General features: G+C 30.2%; 14 protein-coding genes. All 14 read right to left on the minus strand.

Translation table 11 applies throughout. From position 1 onward, the window contains the following. A partial coding sequence (locus VJ881_06635) for a JAB domain-containing protein (GenBank protein ID HKL75727.1) occupies positions 1-1,086 on the minus strand: 1,086 nt, incomplete at its 3' end. Between the two features lie 12 nt (positions 1,087-1,098). After that, complete coding sequence (locus VJ881_06640; protein ID HKL75728.1) at positions 1,099-1,935, minus strand: deoxyribonuclease IV; 837 nt, start codon at positions 1,933-1,935, stop codon at positions 1,099-1,101. Positions 1,936-2,034: 99 nt separating this feature from the next. Beyond that, positions 2,035-4,137, minus strand: coding sequence for a polyribonucleotide nucleotidyltransferase (gene pnp, locus VJ881_06645; GenBank protein HKL75729.1), 2,103 nt, complete (start codon positions 4,135-4,137; stop codon positions 2,035-2,037). A 71-nt stretch (positions 4,138-4,208) separates the two neighbouring features. Beyond that, positions 4,209-4,475 (minus strand): 30S ribosomal protein S15, encoded by a 267-nt coding sequence (rpsO, locus tag VJ881_06650; GenBank protein ID HKL75730.1) that lies wholly within the window; start codon positions 4,473-4,475, stop codon positions 4,209-4,211. A 98-nt stretch (positions 4,476-4,573) separates the two neighbouring features. Continuing rightward, complete coding sequence (locus VJ881_06655; protein HKL75731.1) at positions 4,574-5,497, minus strand: bifunctional riboflavin kinase/FAD synthetase; 924 nt, start codon at positions 5,495-5,497, stop codon at positions 4,574-4,576. Between the two features lie 15 nt (positions 5,498-5,512). Further along, a complete protein-coding gene (gene truB / locus VJ881_06660) occupies positions 5,513-6,430 on the minus strand; it encodes a tRNA pseudouridine(55) synthase TruB (GenBank protein HKL75732.1) in 918 nt (305 codons plus the stop codon). Beyond that, positions 6,423-7,382: a bifunctional oligoribonuclease/PAP phosphatase NrnA gene (locus VJ881_06665; GenBank protein ID HKL75733.1), complete on the minus strand. Its 960-nt coding sequence runs from the start codon at positions 7,380-7,382 to the stop codon at positions 6,423-6,425. Before VJ881_06665 ends, truB begins: the two co-directional genes overlap by 8 nt. A gap of 19 nt (positions 7,383-7,401) precedes the next feature. Further along, on the minus strand, positions 7,402-7,791 hold the full coding sequence (rbfA, locus tag VJ881_06670; protein ID HKL75734.1) for a 30S ribosome-binding factor RbfA: 390 nt from the start codon (positions 7,789-7,791) through the stop codon (positions 7,402-7,404). 12 nt (positions 7,792-7,803) lie between these two features. Continuing rightward, positions 7,804-9,834, minus strand: a complete 2,031-nt coding sequence (gene infB, locus VJ881_06675; GenBank protein ID HKL75735.1) for a translation initiation factor IF-2 — start codon at positions 9,832-9,834, stop codon at positions 7,804-7,806. Between the two features lie 25 nt (positions 9,835-9,859). Further along, positions 9,860-10,117, minus strand: coding sequence for a YlxR family protein (locus VJ881_06680; protein ID HKL75736.1), 258 nt, complete (start codon positions 10,115-10,117; stop codon positions 9,860-9,862). Positions 10,118-10,168: 51 nt separating this feature from the next. Beyond that, on the minus strand, positions 10,169-11,263 hold the full coding sequence (nusA, locus tag VJ881_06685; GenBank protein HKL75737.1) for a transcription termination factor NusA: 1,095 nt from the start codon (positions 11,261-11,263) through the stop codon (positions 10,169-10,171). A gap of 53 nt (positions 11,264-11,316) precedes the next feature. After that, positions 11,317-11,775, minus strand: a complete 459-nt coding sequence (rimP, locus tag VJ881_06690) for a ribosome maturation factor RimP (GenBank protein HKL75738.1) — start codon at positions 11,773-11,775, stop codon at positions 11,317-11,319. A gap of 156 nt (positions 11,776-11,931) precedes the next feature. Continuing rightward, positions 11,932-16,143, minus strand: a complete 4,212-nt coding sequence (locus VJ881_06695) for a PolC-type DNA polymerase III (GenBank protein ID HKL75739.1) — start codon at positions 16,141-16,143, stop codon at positions 11,932-11,934. 58 nt (positions 16,144-16,201) lie between these two features. Continuing rightward, on the minus strand, positions 16,202-17,911 hold the full coding sequence (locus VJ881_06700; protein ID HKL75740.1) for a proline--tRNA ligase: 1,710 nt from the start codon (positions 17,909-17,911) through the stop codon (positions 16,202-16,204). Between the last annotated feature and the right edge of the window lie 13 nt (positions 17,912-17,924).

A 17,924-nucleotide genomic window follows, 5' to 3' on the forward strand; every position in this document is an offset into this window, starting at 1 on the left:
ATTATGAGCTTCATCAATAATCAAATTTTTATAAGGAGGTAAAACACCACTCTCATCATTTAAATCATATTTCAATCTGGCATCTGCTAATAAAAGGTGATGATTAACTACTAAAAGATCAGCTGAATAAACTTCTTTTCTGGCCTGCATAAAAAAACATTCAGAAAAAAATGGACAATTTGTCCCTAAACAAAGATCTCCTTCTGAAGAAATTTCACTCCATATTTCTCTATCAATCACAAAGTTTGCTTCAGATCTACTCCCACTTTCAGTATCTTCAACCCAATTTATAATTCTACTTAACTCCATCTGTTTTTCCTTGTCATCTTTTAATAAATCTTTGGACTTATCTTTAAATCTTTTTAGTTTTCTTAAACATATATAATTAGAACGACCTTTAACTAAAACACTTTTAAATGAAAAAGGTAATATTTTTTTTAAAGTAATTAGATCCTTATTTATTAATTGTTCCTGTAAATTAATAGTATTAGTAGAAATAACAATTTTTTCATTATTGTAATTAGCCCAAAATAAAGCTGGTATTAAATAGGCAAAAGATTTTCCAGTACCTGTTCCAGCTTCAATAAATGATTGACCATAATTATTAAATATTTCTATTACTTTTTCCACAACTTTAATTTGTTCATCTCTATATTCATAGTCATTTAAAACAGATGCTAATTCTCCGTTTTCAGAAAAAATATCAATTATTTTCTCTTTAGAAAGTTTTTTTTCTTTTTCAGGTATTTTGGGTTCAACTACAACATATATTTCCTTTACTTCATTATCTATTATAGCAAAACCTATGCCATTTTGACCAAGACGTGAAGCTATTCTAATATCTGCAGCAGAAGGTCTAAGGTCGCCTGATGGATGGTTATGTATTAATACTTGACCCGGCCTGACCTCATTTGTTAAAGCAGGAGTCATATTTTTGTTTCCTCTTGCTTTTAATTCATAGCTAGTAATTTTATTACTTTCACTATCAATATCTCCGATAATAAATATTTCATTTTCTTCTGCTTCTTCTATATCATTTTTTATTAATTTTTTTACTTCACTATTTATAAAATCATTAATATTCACAATATCCTCCTATTAATTCTTAAGATCCCATAATATCTCTACATCTTTATCTTTTCCCTCAAATTGAGGAGTTTCAAGAATAAAAGGAATATCTTTTAGTAAATTATGATTGATTATCAATTCAAATCCATCTTTCCCAATTTTGCCTTCACCAATATGAGCATGTTCATCTTTTTTTGATGAACATTCATGTTTAGAATCATTTATATGAATTATTTTCAGTTTATTTAACCCAATTTTTTTATCAAAATCATCTAAGGCTTTATTTAAATATTTCTTGTTTTTTATATTATATCCTGCTGCAAAAGCATGACATGTATCAAAACAAACTCCTATTTTATCATTATTATTCACACCAGTAATTATATCATAAAGTTCCTCGAATTTCGACCCAATAGCAGTTCCAGCACCAGCAACATTTTCTAATAAGATCATCGGACCATTATCATTGGTTTCCTCTAATAATTTGTTTAATCCTTCATATAATTTTTTTATTCCATTTTTTATTCCACTACCTGTATGATTTCCAGGATGTAAAACAAGATATTGAGCACCAATTTTACTTGCACGAATATATTCTTTTATTAAAACATTCAACGATTTTTCCCATAATTTTTTTTTAGGACTAGCCAAATTTATCAAATAAGAACTATGAACTACTAATGGGTTCATACCCATATTTTTAATATTATCTTTAGTTTTATTTATCTCTTCTTCGCTTATTTTTCTGAGTTTCCAGCCTCTTGGATTTTTTACAAATATCTGTAGAGTATTACAATTTATCTCTTTAGCTCTAATTACTGCTTTATCAAGACCTCCAGAAATTGATACATGCTTACCAATTCTCATCAAATCACCTCATTAGATAAACTATTTAATAACAAAAAAACATAAACTAGTATGACCTAGTTTATGTTTTTTAAATAAAATTCAGTTTTAAAATTAATCTTAATTATCTTCATCTTCTAAAGCTTCTTTTCTTGAAAGATTAATTCTATCCTGATTATCAATTTCTATTACTTTTACAGGGACTGTATCTCCAACTTTAAGAATATCTTCAACTTTTTTCACATGATAATCTGCAAGTTCAGAAATATGAACAAGTCCTTCTTTACCAGGTAATATCTCAACAAAAGCTCCAAAATTAACAACTCTTTTTACTTTTCCTTCATAAATTTCTCCAACTTCAACATCCTTAGTTAATTCTTCTATCATTTCTCTTGCTTTTTCACCATTTTCCTGATCATCAGCAAGAATATTGATTGAGCCATCATCTTCAATATCAATTTTGGCATCAGTTTCATCAATAATTTTATTGATAGTTTTACCACCTGGTCCAATTACAGATCCAATTTTATCAGGATCTATTTTCATAGAAATCATAGATGGAGCATATTCAGATAATTCCTGGCGAGGCTCAGCTAAAACTTCATTCATCTTACTTAAGATATGAAGTCTTCCTTCTTTTGCTTGAGCTAATGCCTTTTTCATAATATCAACTGAAATTCCTTTGATCTTTATATCCATCTGTAATGCTGTAATACCATCTTTAGTTCCAGCAACTTTGAAATCCATATCTCCATAATGATCTTCAAGTCCCTGAATATCAGATAAAATTCTAATTTCATCATTTTCTTTCAATAGTCCCATGGCTATTCCAGCTACAGATTTCTTGAGAGGAACACCTGCATCCATTAATGCTAAGGAACTTCCACAAATACTTGCCTGAGATGTAGAACCATTAGATTCAAGAACTTCAGAAACGACTCTAAGAGTATAAGGAAAATCTTTTTCTGATGGTAACATAGGTCTCAGAGCTTTTTCTCCAAGAGTACCATGCCCTATCTCTCTTCTACCAGGTGAACGAAGTGGATTGGTTTCACCTACACTATATGGTGGGAAATTATAATGATGCATATAACGTTTTGTTTCTTCTTCCCCAAGACCAAATAATACCTGTTCATCACTGGAAGCACCGAGAGTGGCAACACTCATTGCCTGAGTTTGACCTCGTGTAAATACCCCAGTTCCATGTGCTCTAGGTAGTATACCAACCTCACACCAGATAGGTCTTATCTCATCTGTTTTTCTCCCATCAGGTCGAATATTTTCATTAACTATCAAAGATCTAATTGAATTTTTTAGTATTTTTTCCAAAGATCTTGAAACATGAGATAGGATGTTTTCTAACTCATTATTATCTTTATATTTTTCCTCAAAATATTCTTTAGTTTCTTCTTTTACAGAATCAACATTATTTTCACGTGTTTTCTTGTCTTTGGTTCTAACTGCTTTATCCATTTTATCTTTTGCATAATTTTTTACTTCAGTGTAAATTGACTGATCTAGTTCTTCTTTTTGAAAATTATATTTTTCTTTGCCGGCTTCTTCACGCATTTGTTTTTGTAGCTTAACTAATTTTTTTATTTCTTTATGAGCCAATTCAATAGCTTCTACCATTTTTTCTTCACTAACTTCATTTGCTCCAGCTTCTACCATAAGAACTGCATCATCTGTACCAGCGATTGTTAATTCTAGATCACTATTTTCCTGTTCTTCTTCTTTAGGATTGATCACTAATTCTCCATCAACCAAACCTACTTTTACTCCAGCAATAGGACCAGCAAAAGGTATATCAGATAAAGTAAGGGCAGCAGATGCACCATTCATTGCTAAAATATCAGGTTCACAATCATCATCTACTGATAAAACAGTAGCAATAACCTGAATATCATGTCTAAAACCTTCTGGAAAAAGTGGTCTAAGTGGTCTATCAATCAAACGTGCATTTAAAGTTGCACTGTCCCTGGGACGCCCCTCTCTCCTGGTAATACTTCCTGGTATTTTTCCAATTGCATATACTCTTTCTTCATAATTAACCATTAGTGGCAGATAATCAATGCCTTCTCTTGGTTTTGACATGGTTGCTGTAACTAAAACTACAGAATCACCATATCTAACCATAACTGATCCATTAGCCTGTTTTGCTAATTTACCAGTCTCAAAGGTAAATTCTCGTCCTGCGAGATCATAATTCCAATTTTTAACCATATAAATCCTCCTTATTATAATTTTACACTAAATACATTTATAGAGCGGGAATAACCCGCCCTACTAATTTTTTATCCACGTATATCTAATTTCTTTATTAAATTACGATATCTTTCAACATCATTGTTTTTAAGATATCTTAATAATTTCTTTCTTTTACCAACCATTTTTAAAAGCCCTCTTCTTGAGTGATGATCATTTTGATGTTCTTTAAGATGATCTGTCAATTCTGAAATACGGGCAGTTAATAGAGCAATTTGCACCTCAGAAGAACCTGTATCTCCTTCTTCTCTCTGGTACTCTTCTATAATTTCTTGTTTTTCTTCTTTACTTAACATAAAACTTCACCTCCCTGTATTTTTATTCACCATAAGCCACGAAACCGCTGGAGAAACGAAATCCTAGCATATGGCAGCATAGTAACACTTCTTATAGTTTAACATAAAATATTTCTTGTGTAAAGAATATCTGTTTTGATTTGAGAAATCAAATCATCTTTATTAGAAAATCCTTTTTCTTCTCTTATAAATTCATATAATTCAACTTCTAGAATTTCATCATATAAATCTTTATCAAGATCTAAAATATGGACTTCTATTGTATAATCATTATTTGTAAAGGTAGGTTTCTCTCCAAAATTAACTACGGCTTTATAAGTTTCATTTTTATGATGAGCAACTGCCGCATAAACTCCCTTTGGAGGTAAAACATAATCAGTAGTTAAACTTAAATTAGCAGTTGGTATACCTAGTTTTCTTCCTCTTCCTTCACCTGTTACAACCTTACCTTCTAATTTATAATTTCTTCCTAAATATTTAGTAACTTCATTTACTTTTCCTTCTTTTATTAATTTTCTAATATAGGTACTGGATATTTTGCTTGCTTCTTTTTTTATAACTGGTATAATAGTTGTTTCTATATTATAAATATCATCCAAATTTTTTAATTTTTTGGTATTGCCTGTTTGATTTTTTCCAAATTTGAAGTCTGAACCAACAACTATATGTTTAACACCTATCTTTTTTATCAAAATTCCATATATAAATTCTTTAAAAGTTAAATTAGAAAAATCTTTAGTGAATTTTTGTTCAAAATAGTAATCTAACCCTAATTTTTCTAATATTTTTATTTTTTGTCTTCTTGAAATTAAAAAAGAAGGCGATTTTTCAGGGGCTACAATTTCTAATGGATGAGGAAAAAATGAAAAAACTCCACTTTCCATATCTCTATTTTTGGCTATTTCGATAGTTTCATTAATTATTTTTTGATGTCCTTTATGTAAACCATCAAAAGAACCAATAGCAACCACTGTAGGTTTATTATGATATTTAGAAAATAAATTACTTTTTATTACTTCCATCAAAAATCATCCTATTTATCTAGATTTAATTAGAAAAACTCTAAGAGCCTTAGCTTTTTCTTTAGATTTTTTTACTTCATTTATAGAAATAAATTCATTCTGATTGCTATAAATTAAAACATTTTCATAATTTTCAATAATACTATTATCATCTACAAAATCATCAAAATCAAGAACAGCACCATTTATAGCTTTTTTATATGCTGTCTTTTTTAAAGTTAATTTGGGATAATCTAAAGGTTGGTCCATCGGTAGTAAAAAATCATCTGAATTATCAGCTATTTCTTTTTCAATCATTTTATAAGTATATGTATTTTTTAATAAAAATGGCCCTGATTTAGATCTAATTAAAAAAGTAAGATAAGCCCCACAATTCAGTTCATCCCCTAAATCACGAGCAAATGATCTTATATAAGTTCCTTTACTGCATTTAATTTTTATTCTTATCTTTGGTAAATTAATTGCTGTAATTTTTGCATTTTTGATATTTATTTTTCTTGCTTTCCTTTTTACCTTTTTTCCCTGCCGTGCTATTTTATATAATCTTTTACCATCTTTTTTTACAGCTGAATACATAGGAGGAAGCTGTTCTTTTTTTTCTGAAATTTTGTTTATTGCTTCTTTAATTTCAGTTAAAGATAAATCTAACCATTTATCACTTTCAGATAAAACTGTTCCTTCACTATCAAGAGTATCAGTTGTTTTTCCTAAAGTAATTTCAGCTATATATTCTTTATCATCTTCGGGTAAATAAGGTATTACTTTTGTTGCCCTACCAAAACAAATTGGCAAAACACCACAGGCCCTAGGATCCAGAGTTCCTGTATGTCCTGCTTTAGGATGATTTAATATTTTCTTAACTCTACCTATGGCTTTAAAAGAGCTGACTCCAGGTGGTTTTAATAAATTTATTATACCACTTCTTTTATACATGTTTTTGCACCTCTTTTATTACCATATCCTTTACTTCATCTAACTCTCCTTTTATTGTACACCCTGCAGCTCTGGGATGACCTCCTCCTGAAAATTTAGATGCAATTTCATTTACTTTACAATATTCATTAGATCGAAAACTTACTTTTATTTCATTTTCTTTTTCAGTAAAAGAGATTCCAACTTCTACATTTTTTATATCCCGAGCATAATTTACAATACTCATAGAATCAATTTCATCCATACCGGCTTCATCAAAACTATCTTTAGATGCTGTAAGCCAAGCTATTTTACCATCTTCACTTCTTTTTATAGTTGATAGTGCAAGCCCCTTAAATAATACAGATTTATAAGAATTTCTACTATAAAGCATTCTATTAATTTTATAAAGGTTTACACCTTTTTTCATAAGTTCAGTAGTTACTTCTAATACATCAATATTAGTATTACTATATCTAAAAGAACCTGTATCACCAATTATACCTGTTATAAGAGCTTCTCCTATTCTTAGGTCAACATCTATTTGCAAAATATTTGCTAAATCATAAACAATAAGAGCTGCTGCTGCTTTTTGAGGATTAACATAATTATAATCAGCAAAATTAGTATTATCTTCATGATGATCAATATTAAAAACAGGGAAAGAATCCAGATAATTCTTCCCCTGAGCTAATCGATCAGCATCTCCAGAATCAAGAGCAATAATATTATATTTTTTATCTTTTTGAAATTTAAATTCATCAAAAAATTGATAGTCATTTTCTCTTATATCAAGAAAGTCATAATCTTTAATATCTTCAGCTAATAATACAAGTGAGTTTTTATTAAGTTTATCTAAAATCCACTTTAAACCAAAAAGTGAGCCAATACAATCAGCATCAAAATCAATATGACCTATTAGTAGAAAATCATCTCTTTTTTTAATCAATTTTGCTATTGAATTTAAATCCATTATTAATTATTCCTCTCTTTTACTCATCGTTATTTTCTAGATTTGAACTGTTATTATTATCTGTATCTTCTTCTCTTACCTCTTTTATTAAATTAGATATATATACTCCATGTTCTATTGAGTCATCATATCTAAAAATAATTTTTGGAGTATGGTAAGTTGTAATTCTTTCTCCTACCAGTTTTCTGATAAAACCAGTAGCTTTTTCTAAACCAGCCATTGTTTCTTCTTTTTCAGTTTCATCACCATAAACACTAACAAAAACTTTTGCATGACGTAGATCTCCAGAAACTTCTACATCAGTTATAGAAACAAAGCCAATTCTTGGATCTTTTACTTCTCTTCTTATAATCTGGCTTACCTCTTCTTTTAAAAACTCTGCAACTTTTCTTTCTCTTTGTCCACTCATTTATATTCACCTCTAGAGAGTGCGTTTAATTTCTTTATAATAATAAATCTCCAAAATATCTCCAACTTTGATATCATTATAGCCTTCGATACCTACACCACACTCATATCCTTCTTTTACTTCTCTAACATCATCTTTAAATCTTTTTAATGAACTGATATCCCCTTCGTGGATAACTACTCCATCTCTTACTAATCGAACTTTATAATTTCTATTAATTTCTCCATTTTTAACATATACACCTGCAATAATACCTATATCAGGTACTTTAAATGTATCACGAACTTCAGCTCGTCCTGCTGTTACTTCTTTTAATTCAGGATCTAATAAGCCGGCCATAGCATCTTTGATTTCTTCGATTGCCTTATAGATAACCCGGTAAGTTCTGATTTCTACACTTTCCTTATCAGCAAGATTTTCCACTGCTGTACCTGGTCTTACATTAAACCCTATAATAATAGCATTTGATGCACTTGCAAGGTTAACATCAGTTTCATTTACTGCTCCAACCCCAGTATGAATTACATTTACAGTAACTTCATCAGTGGAAAGTTTGATAAGAGATTCTTTTAAAGCTTCAATAGAACCCTGTACATCAGCTTTAATAATTACATTTAATTCTTTTACTTCACCTTCCTGAATTTGATCATAAAGATCTTCTAAGCTTACCTTAGATTCCTGGTGAATTTCTCTTTGATGCTGTTCTTCACGGCGATCTTCAGCTATATTTCTTGCTTTTTTGGTATTTTTTAATACCTGAACAAAATCACCAGCAGAAGGCACATCAGAAAAACCTAATATTTCAACTGGAGTAGATGGCCCAGCTTTTTCAATACGTTTACCAGTTTCATCAAGCATAGCCCTTATTCTACCACTCGTTACTCCAGCTAATAGAGAATCTCCAACTTCCATACTACCATTTTTTATTAAAACAGTAGCTACTGGTCCTCTTCCTTTATCTAACTCAGCTTCTACAACTACACCTTCACCGGGGCGATTAGGATTAGATTTGATTTCTTCCATTTCTGATAAGAGAAGGATCATTTCTAATAGTTCGTCAATATTTTCTCCTTTTAGGGCAGATAATTCAACACAAATGGTATCTCCGCCCCATTCTTCAGGAACCAATTGATGTTCAGTCAACTCCTGTTTAACTCTATCAGGTTGAGCATTAGCTTTATCAATTTTGTTAATAGCTACAATTATTGGTACATCTGCGGCCTGAGCATGGTTTATTGCTTCAACAGTTTGAGGCATAATACCATCATCAGCGGCGACTACCAAAATTGCAATATCAGTAACTTTTGCTCCTCTTGCTCTCATAGCTGTAAATGCTTCATGACCGGGAGTATCTATAAAGGTAATATTTTTATTATCTATATTTACCTGATATGCACCAATATGTTGAGTTATTCCCCCTGCTTCACTTTCTGTCACTCTTGTTTTTCTAATCATATCAAGAAGAGTTGTTTTTCCATGATCAACATGTCCCATAACAGTTACAATAGGCGGCCTTAATTCTAGATCTTCAGGTTTGTCTTCAATTTCAGGACCCACTCTTTCTGGTTGATCTTCTTCCTCTTCTTCCATCTCTTCTTCAGAAATTATTTCAATATCAATATTTAATTCATCTGTTAATAATTCTAATGACTCTTTATCAAGTGAATGGTTAACATTTGCCATTACTCCAAGACCTATTAATTTTTTTATTAATTTATTTGCTGGATAATCTATTTCTTCAGCAAACTCTTTTACTGTAAGAGGAGTAACAACAACAGTTTTATCACTTTTTTCACTTTCCTCAACTTTTTTACTTTCTTCTGCCTGACTTGTTACAATTTCTTCTTTACTTTCTATATCAATGTCTTCCTTGCTTTTTTCACTATCTTCACTATACATATCACGTATTAAATCTGCTGTTTCTTCTTCAACTGTACTCATATGACTGGAAATTTCAATACCTAATTCCTGTAAAGCATTAACTAACTCTTTACTTTCCATTTCCAATTCATCAGCTAATTTATAAACTCTAATCTTACCCATTAATAACACCTCCGTATTTAATCAATCACTCATTATTTATCTCCTCCACTAATTTCTGATAAAGTTCATCAGATAAGTCTGTTTTTAAAGCTTTACTCAATTTTCCGTTTTCCCAGGCTTTATCAAGACATTCCTGATTTGGACATAAATACGCTCCTCTACCGGGAAGATTCCCGCGAGGATCAACTAAAATTTCATTTTTATTATTTACCACTCTTAATAATTCAACTTTATCTCTTCTAGCACCACAACCTACACACTGTCTAATTGGCGTCTCTCTCAATTATCTAAAACCTCCTGTTAGATTAAATTATTTATAATAAGCCAACAAGAACTATAATTCTTCTTCAGAATTATCTATTTCTTCAACTTCAGAATCTGTTTCTTCATCATCAAAAACATATTCAGACTCTTTTTTAATATCAACTTTCCAACCAGTTAATTTAGCTGCTAACCTGGCATTCTGTCCTTCTTTCCCTATTGCTAATGATAGCTGGAAATCCGGTACAATCACTTTTGCTTCCTGTGCTTCATCATCTGTTATTACTTTTAATACTTCAGCAGGATTTAAAGCATTAGCAATTAATTCAGCAGGGTCATCATTCCATTTTATAATATCAATTTTTTCACCATTTAATTGATCAACTACCGCCTGAACTCTCATACCTTTAGGTCCAACACAGGCCCCTACTGGATCAACATTTTCCTCATCAGAAGTTACAGCCATTTTAGATCTATAGCCAGCTTCTCTGGCTACTGCTTTAATTTCTACAGTACCATCAAAAATTTCAGGTACTTCTAATTCAAAAAGTCTTTTTAATAAACTGGGATGTGTTCTTGAAACAAGAATACGTGGGCCTTTAGTTGTAGTACTAACTTCAGCAATATATAATTTAATTCTTTTGCCTTTTTCATAAACTTCTCCTGGAATTTGTTCCGGAGGAGGCAAAATTGCTTCAGTTTTACCCATATCAATTAAAATATTATCATAATGAAAACGCTGGATGGTTCCCGTTATTAATTCTCCTTCTTTTCTTTTATAATGATCATAAATTACATCCCTTTCTGCTTCTCTAATTCTTTGCATAACTACCTGTTTAGCAGTTTGAGCTGCAATTCTTCCAAAATTATCAGGAGTAACCTCTTTTTCCAAAATATCTCCAACTTCATAATTTGGATCTTTTTCTTTAGCTTTTTCTAGAGGTATTTCAAAGTTTTCATTTTCTACCTCTTCAACTACTTTTTTACGAGAATAAACTTTGACTTCACCCTGATCACTATCTAACTCAACACGTACATTTTCTTTAGAGCCAAAATCTTTTTTATATGCAGAAAGTAGTGCACTTTCAATTGCCTCTAATAGAACTTCTTTTGAAATACCCTTGTCTTTTTCAATTTCATCAAGGGCATTAATGAATTCTAAATTCATTTATCAACTCCTCCTCATTTTACAAATAACAATAAATCTTTTTTGCAGTTTTCCTAAAAATCAAAAGTTAAATTCGCATGAGCAATTTTATTAAAGGGAATTTCAATCACTCCTTTTTTATCATCTATTATTACTTTATTATCCTCAAAATTAATCAATTCACCTCTAAATTCTTTTTTATCATCTATTGGAGCATAAGTATTAACTTCTATTAATTCACCTTTAAACCTTAAAAAATCTTCTTTATCAACTAAAGGTCTTTCTATTCCTGGAGATGAAACCTCAAGAATATACTGTTTATCTATAGGGTCTTTTCTATCTAATTCAGCACTTAAAAGTTTACTAATATCTTCACAATTTTTTAAAGTCAACTCACCATCTAAATTTTCTATAAAAACTCTTAAAATCCAATCTGATCCTTCTTTTTGATAATCAACATCCACTAAGTTTAAACCTTCAGTTTTAACTAATGGTTCAGCTAATTCTTTTACAATATCAACTACCCTACTCATTAAATAGCTCCTTTCATACAAACATATTCTTAAAAAAAGACCTGTGACAAAATCATTTTATATATTGAAAGAGTGGGTAAAAACCCACTCTCTACAGTACAATATCCTATATAACATCCTCTATTATTTTACCATAGTGTACCTTATCTTGCAAGTTTACCATAATGAAAGCTGATTTTTTTCAGGTAAGTCATCTAAACAACCATGGTCTGTTAAAACTTCGACAACTGTTTTAGTAACACTTGATCTATTGACAAGGTCTTCAACAGATTTATATTCTCTATTATTTCTACTTTCAACTATACTTTCTGCTGCACTATTACCCAATCCCTGAAGACTAATTAAGGGAGGTAAAAGTTTTCCTTCCTGTAATTTGAACTCATAAGCAGCAGATTCATAAAGATCTACATTTTTAAACTCAACCCCTCTTTGCATAGCTTCAATAACTATTTCTAAAACTGATAATGTTCCTTTTTCTTTTTGAGTTTTATCATTGCCCTTGTTTTCTAATTCTTCCATTTTCCTCTGAATATAATCAAATCCCTGACTTACCATTTCCGCATCAAAATCTCCAGCCTTAATGGAAAAATATGTTTTATAAAAAGCTTTTGGGTGATGAACTTTAAAATAAGCAATTCTAAAAGCCATCATTACATAAGCAGCAGCATGTGCTTTAGGAAACATATACTTTATTGTTTTACAAGACTTAATATACCAATCAGGAACATTATTATCTCTCATTGCTTTTTCTTCTTCCTCAGATAAACCTTTACCTTTTCTAACATGTTCCATTATCCAGAAAGCTTTAGAAGGCTCTATACCTTTTTGGAGCAAATAATTCATTATATCATCTCTTACAGATATAACTTCAGAAAGTTCTGCAGTATCATTTTTAATTAAATCCTGGGCATTATTAAGCCAGACATCAGTACCGTGAGAAAGTCCACTGATTCTTACAAGTTCAGCAAAAGTTGTTGGTTTGGTATCAACCAACATTTGCCTTACAAAACTCGTCCCAAACTCCGGTATACCTAATGTTCCTACTTTGGTCCCAATTTCTTCTTCTGTAACTCCTAATGCTTCATTTTTAGAAAATATACTCATAGTTTCTGGGTCATCTATTGGAATACTTTTGGGTTCAATCCCTGTAATATCCTGTAGCATTCTTAAAGAAGTCGGATCATCATGACCTAATAAATCCAATTTTAAAATTCTCCCACTTATTGAATGATAATCAAAGTGGGTAGTTAAAACATCCGTTTCCTGATCATTTGCTGGATGTTGGATTGGAGTAAAATCATGAATATCCATATTTTTAGGTACTACCATTAAACCACCGGGATGTTGACCGGTAGTTCTTCTAACACCAGTACAACCATCAACCAATCTATTTACTTCTGCTTTTCGTAAATTTAAATCTTTTTCATCTATATAACCTTTAACAAAGCCAAAGGCAGTTCTATCAGCAATTGTAGATATAGTACCTGCTCTATATACATATTCTTCTCCAAATAATTTTTCAGTTTCTTTATGAATTTTAGATTGATATTCTCCAGAAAAGTTAAGATCAATATCAGGAACTTTATCTCCTTTAAATCCCATAAAAACTTCAAAAGGAATATCAAAACCATCTTTTATATATTCAGTCCCACATTCTGGACATTTTTTATCAGGTAAATCAACTCCAACTCCCACTTTTTCCTCTGTAAAGAATTCTGATCTACTACATTCTGGGCATCTATAATGAGGAGGTAGTGGATTAACTTCAGTGATATCACACATAGTTGCTACTAATGACGAACCTACCGAACCTCTAGACCCAACTAAATATCCATCTTCTAAAGATTTTTTTACTAATTTGTGTGATATTAAATAAATTACTGAATAACCATTATCTATAATAGATTTCAATTCTTTTTCCAGACGATCAACTACTAAATCAGGAAGATTTTCACCATACATAGTATATGCTCGATTATAACTCATTTCTCTAATTTGTTTTTCTGAGCCTTCAATTTTAGGTGTAAACAAACCTTCAGGGATAGGTTTCATTTCTTCTATCTGATCAGCTATTTCTTTTGGATTATTTATTACAACTTCTTTAGCAACTTTTTCACCTAAATAAGAAAATTCTTCTAACATTTCATTTGTCGTTCGATAATAAAGTGGTGGTTGTTGATCAGCATCATCAAATTTTTGACCTAATTGTAATATTTCTCTAAATATCTTATCTTCTTCATTTAAAAAATGAACATCTGCTGTAGCTACAACCTTTTTATTTAATTTTTTTCCTAAATTATATATTTTTTTATTTATTTCTTTTAATTCTTCTTCTGATTCAAGTTGTTCACCTATCATAAATTTATTATTTCCTAATGGTTGTATTTCAAAATAATCATAAAAAGAAGCGATTTTTTCAATTTCTTTTTCAGATTTATTTTGCATATACGCTTTGTACAGTTGTCCTGATTCACAGGCTGAACTAATAAGCAAATTTTCCCGATATTGTATTAATTCACTTTTCAAAATTCTAGGTTTTCTATAAAAATGGTTAATATGAGAATTAGAAACTAATTTATAAAGATCTTTTAATCCTTTAGAGTTTTTAGCTAAAATTATGGTATGATAAGTTGGTAACTCCCGCCAGCTAATTTCACTACTTAATTTATTAATATCTTCTAATTTCTTATAATTTTTCTTTTTTAACATTTCTAAAAAGTTTATTAAAATTTCAGCAGTAGCCTCTGCATCATCATCAGCCCTATGATGATTTTCTAGATTTACATTAAAATATTTAGCTAAAGTATTTAATTTGTGATTTTTAATACCACTTAATAGTGCTCTACTTAAAGCAAGGGTATCAAGAACTGGGTATTCTGCTTCCGGTCTGTTTGTTTTTAAAAATGCTGATTGTAAAAAAGAGTAATCAAAGTCAGCATTGTGAGCAACTAATACAGAATCACCAATGAAATTAACAAAATCATCCAAAACCTTATCTATTTTTTCTGCATCTGCCACCATATTATCATTTATACCTGTTAAATCAGTTATTTTGCTAGGAATTTTATTATCAGGTTTTACAAATGATTGATAACGGTCTATAATTTCATTATTTTTTATTTTCACTGCTCCAATTTCAATAATTTCATTATTTTTAGGACTGAGACCTGTAGTTTCCAAATCAAAAACTACAAATGTAGTTTCATCTATTTTTTTATCTGGAGCATTTAAAATTAGAGGTTCACCATCATCAACCATATAGGCTTCTAAGCCATATAATATTTTTACTCCATGATCCTTTCCTGCCTGATAGGCATCTGGAAAAGCCTGAACAACACCATGATCTGTTATTGCTAAAGATTCATGACCCCATTCTCCAGCTCTTTTAATTACTTCTTCAACATTAACAACTGAGTCCATAGCACTCATTTGAGTATGGAGATGAAGCTCTACTCTTTTTTCTTGAGCATCATCTGTTTTAAGTTGTGGTTTAAATTCCATGATATCGTTTGCCATAAGACTTAACTCATTACTATAAGTATCATATTTTATAGGGCCTCTAACTTTTATCCACTTTCCCTCTTTTAATTCTCCTTTGAATTTACTTTCATCATTGACAAATAATTTTAAAGTTAATGAATCAGTTGTATCCGTAATAGAAATAACAAATAAAAGGTTATTATTGCGAGTAGTAAATTGATCAATATCAAATATTTGACCGGAAACTACCGCTTTTTTTCTTTCACTTTTGATTTCATTCAAATTATGAGTAATATTTTCAGCTATTTTCCTGCCGTAAATTATATTATTAATACTTTTGTTAGAGTCATTAGTCTTATTATTTTTTACTTTTTTATTATTAAAGCTGGTTTTCTTTTGTTTTTTAGGTTTTACTTTTTTTATTTTTTTCTCATCTATCTCTTCTAAAAAATCACCGTTATGAAAAGCCAACTCTATTTTTTTATCTAAATAATAATTAAGTCTATTCTCCAAGAATTTAGTGAATTTCATATTATTTTTAGCTTTTTTTAAGGCAATTTTAGATTCAAATATTATATCCAGATGACTTTTAGATTTTTCTTTATATTTCAATTCAGCCTTTTGTAACCAGCTGCTTATTATCGGATGTTTTTCTTTTGTTTCTTTTATTATTTGAGGCCAAACAAAGTCAATTTCTTTTTCAGGGGAAAGAGGATCCCAAATAGTAAGATTAAAATCCGGTAATCGACTTTCAAATTTATTTCTAATTTTTATTAAATCTTCATTTTTTTTATATGATATCAGCTTACATTCTTTTTTATCACTATCTACAATAATATATTTTAATTTTTCTCCAAAAGAATTTTCGGGTTTGATAACTTTAATCATCTAAAAGTCCTCCTAAACCTCTGTTAATCAATGATACTTATGAAAATTTTATATTTAATTAAATATTACTATAAAGTTCACTTATTTTAGCTACTGCATTATCTAAAGAAAATTCATGGTCTTTTCCTGTTTCTCTTTCTCTTACTTCAACTACTCCTTTATCAAGTGAACGAGATCCAATAACAATTCTTAAAGGCATTCCAATTAGATCAGCATCATTAAACTTAACCCCGGCTCTTTCTTCTCTATCATCTAATAATACATCAAAACCTTCATCCTTTAGATTATTATATAGTTTTTCAGATTCTTTTTCTAATTCTTCACTTCCACCTAATACCAGAATTTCAATATCAAAAGGAGCAATTGGTTTTGGCCAAATTATTCCCTGGTCATCATGGCCCTGTTCAATTGCAGCTGCAAGCAATCTAGAAATACCAATACCATAACTTCCCATAACAATAGGTTGTTCTTTACCATTTTCATCCAAATAAGTTGCATTCATAGATTCACTATATTTGGTTCCTAATTTGAAAATATGACCAACTTCAATTCCAGACTTTATTTCAAGTTCACCCTGACAGTGAGGACATTTATCTCCAGGTTCAACTGTTCTTAAATCAGTATAAGCATCAACTTCAAAATCTCTACCAGGATTTACATTTATTAAATGGAAATCAACTTTATTTGCCCCAACTACACCATTTACTACATTTTTTATTTTTTGATCTGCAATAATTTTAACATCTTCAATACCAACTGGGCCAATAAATCCTGCTGTACTATCATATAATTCTTCAAATTCATCTTCTTCAACTTTTTCCAATTGATTGGCATCTAAATAATTTTGTAATTTAATTTCATTTAATTGATCATTACCTCTTAAAAGTGCTAAAACTGGTTCTCCATCTGCTTTAATTGCAATTGATTTAATCATTTTATCTGATTTAGTATCTAAAAAATCTGCTAATTGATCAATGGTAGTAACTTCAGGCGTTTTCTTTTCTTCAATTTCTTTCATTTCAATATTTTCAAGTTCGTTATTTTCTTCAAAATAATTTTTTGCCCTTTCAACATTAGCAGCATATTCGCATTCAGTACAAAATGCTATATCATCTTCACCTGATTCAGCCAAAACCATAAATTCATGTGAATCTTTTCCACCCATAGCACCTGTATCTGCTTCTACAACTCTAGTTTCTAAACCACAGCTAGAAAAAACTTTTTCATATGTATCATACATTGTTTGATAACTTTCATCTAAGCCTTCATAATCTTTATCAAAGGAGTAGGCGTCTTTCATAATAAATTCTCTCGTTCTTAATAAACCAAAACGAGGTCTGATTTCATCTCTAGTTTTTGTTTGAATTTGGTATAAATTAAAGGGCAGATCTTTATATGATCTTACCTCATCCCTAACCATAGAGGTAACTGCTTCTTCATGTGTTGGTCCCAAACAATATTCTCTGTCTTTTCTATCACGAAACTTAACCATTATTGGTCCAAATCTATCCCATCTTTCAGATTCTTTCCAAATATCTGATGTTTGCATAACAGGCATTAATACTTCTTGAGCACCACTTTCATCCATTTTTTCTCTAGTAATATCTTCAATTTTCTTTAAAACTCTAAATGCAAGTGGTAAATAAGAATACACTCCTGCACTCAATTTTCTGATCATTCCTGCTCGTAACATAAGTTTATGACTGGTAACTTCTGCCTCAGCAGGTGTTTCTTTTAAAGTTGGTAAATAATATTTAGACATTTTCATTAAAATCACTCCT

The organism is Halanaerobiales bacterium (assembly GCA_035270125.1).
Lineage (GTDB): Bacteria > Bacillota > Halanaerobiia > Halanaerobiales > DATFIM01 > DATFIM01.

What these genes read in the sequence shown, in the direction of transcription:
- VJ881_06640 (HKL75728.1), bottom strand. Translation starts at nt 1,935, where the DNA reads ATGAGAATTGGTAAGCATGTATCAATTTCTGGAGGTCTTGATAAAGCA.
- pnp (HKL75729.1), bottom strand. Translation starts at nt 4,137, where the DNA reads ATGGTTAAAAATTGGAATTATGATCTCGCAGGACGAGAATTTACCTTT.
- rpsO (HKL75730.1), bottom strand. Translation starts at nt 4,475, where the DNA reads ATGTTAAGTAAAGAAGAAAAACAAGAAATTATAGAAGAGTACCAGAGA.
- VJ881_06655 (HKL75731.1), bottom strand. Translation starts at nt 5,497, where the DNA reads ATGGAAGTAATAAAAAGTAATTTATTTTCTAAATATCATAATAAACCT.
- truB (HKL75732.1), bottom strand. Translation starts at nt 6,430, where the DNA reads ATGTATAAAAGAAGTGGTATAATAAATTTATTAAAACCACCTGGAGTC.
- VJ881_06665 (HKL75733.1), bottom strand. Translation starts at nt 7,382, where the DNA reads ATGGATTTAAATTCAATAGCAAAATTGATTAAAAAAAGAGATGATTTT.
- rbfA (HKL75734.1), bottom strand. Translation starts at nt 7,791, where the DNA reads ATGAGTGGACAAAGAGAAAGAAAAGTTGCAGAGTTTTTAAAAGAAGAG.
- infB (HKL75735.1), bottom strand. Translation starts at nt 9,834, where the DNA reads ATGGGTAAGATTAGAGTTTATAAATTAGCTGATGAATTGGAAATGGAA.
- nusA (HKL75737.1), bottom strand. Translation starts at nt 11,263, where the DNA reads ATGAATTTAGAATTCATTAATGCCCTTGATGAAATTGAAAAAGACAAG.
- rimP (HKL75738.1), bottom strand. Translation starts at nt 11,775, where the DNA reads ATGAGTAGGGTAGTTGATATTGTAAAAGAATTAGCTGAACCATTAGTT.
- VJ881_06695 (HKL75739.1), bottom strand. Translation starts at nt 16,143, where the DNA reads ATGATTAAAGTTATCAAACCCGAAAATTCTTTTGGAGAAAAATTAAAA.
- VJ881_06700 (HKL75740.1), bottom strand. Translation starts at nt 17,911, where the DNA reads ATGAAAATGTCTAAATATTATTTACCAACTTTAAAAGAAACACCTGCT.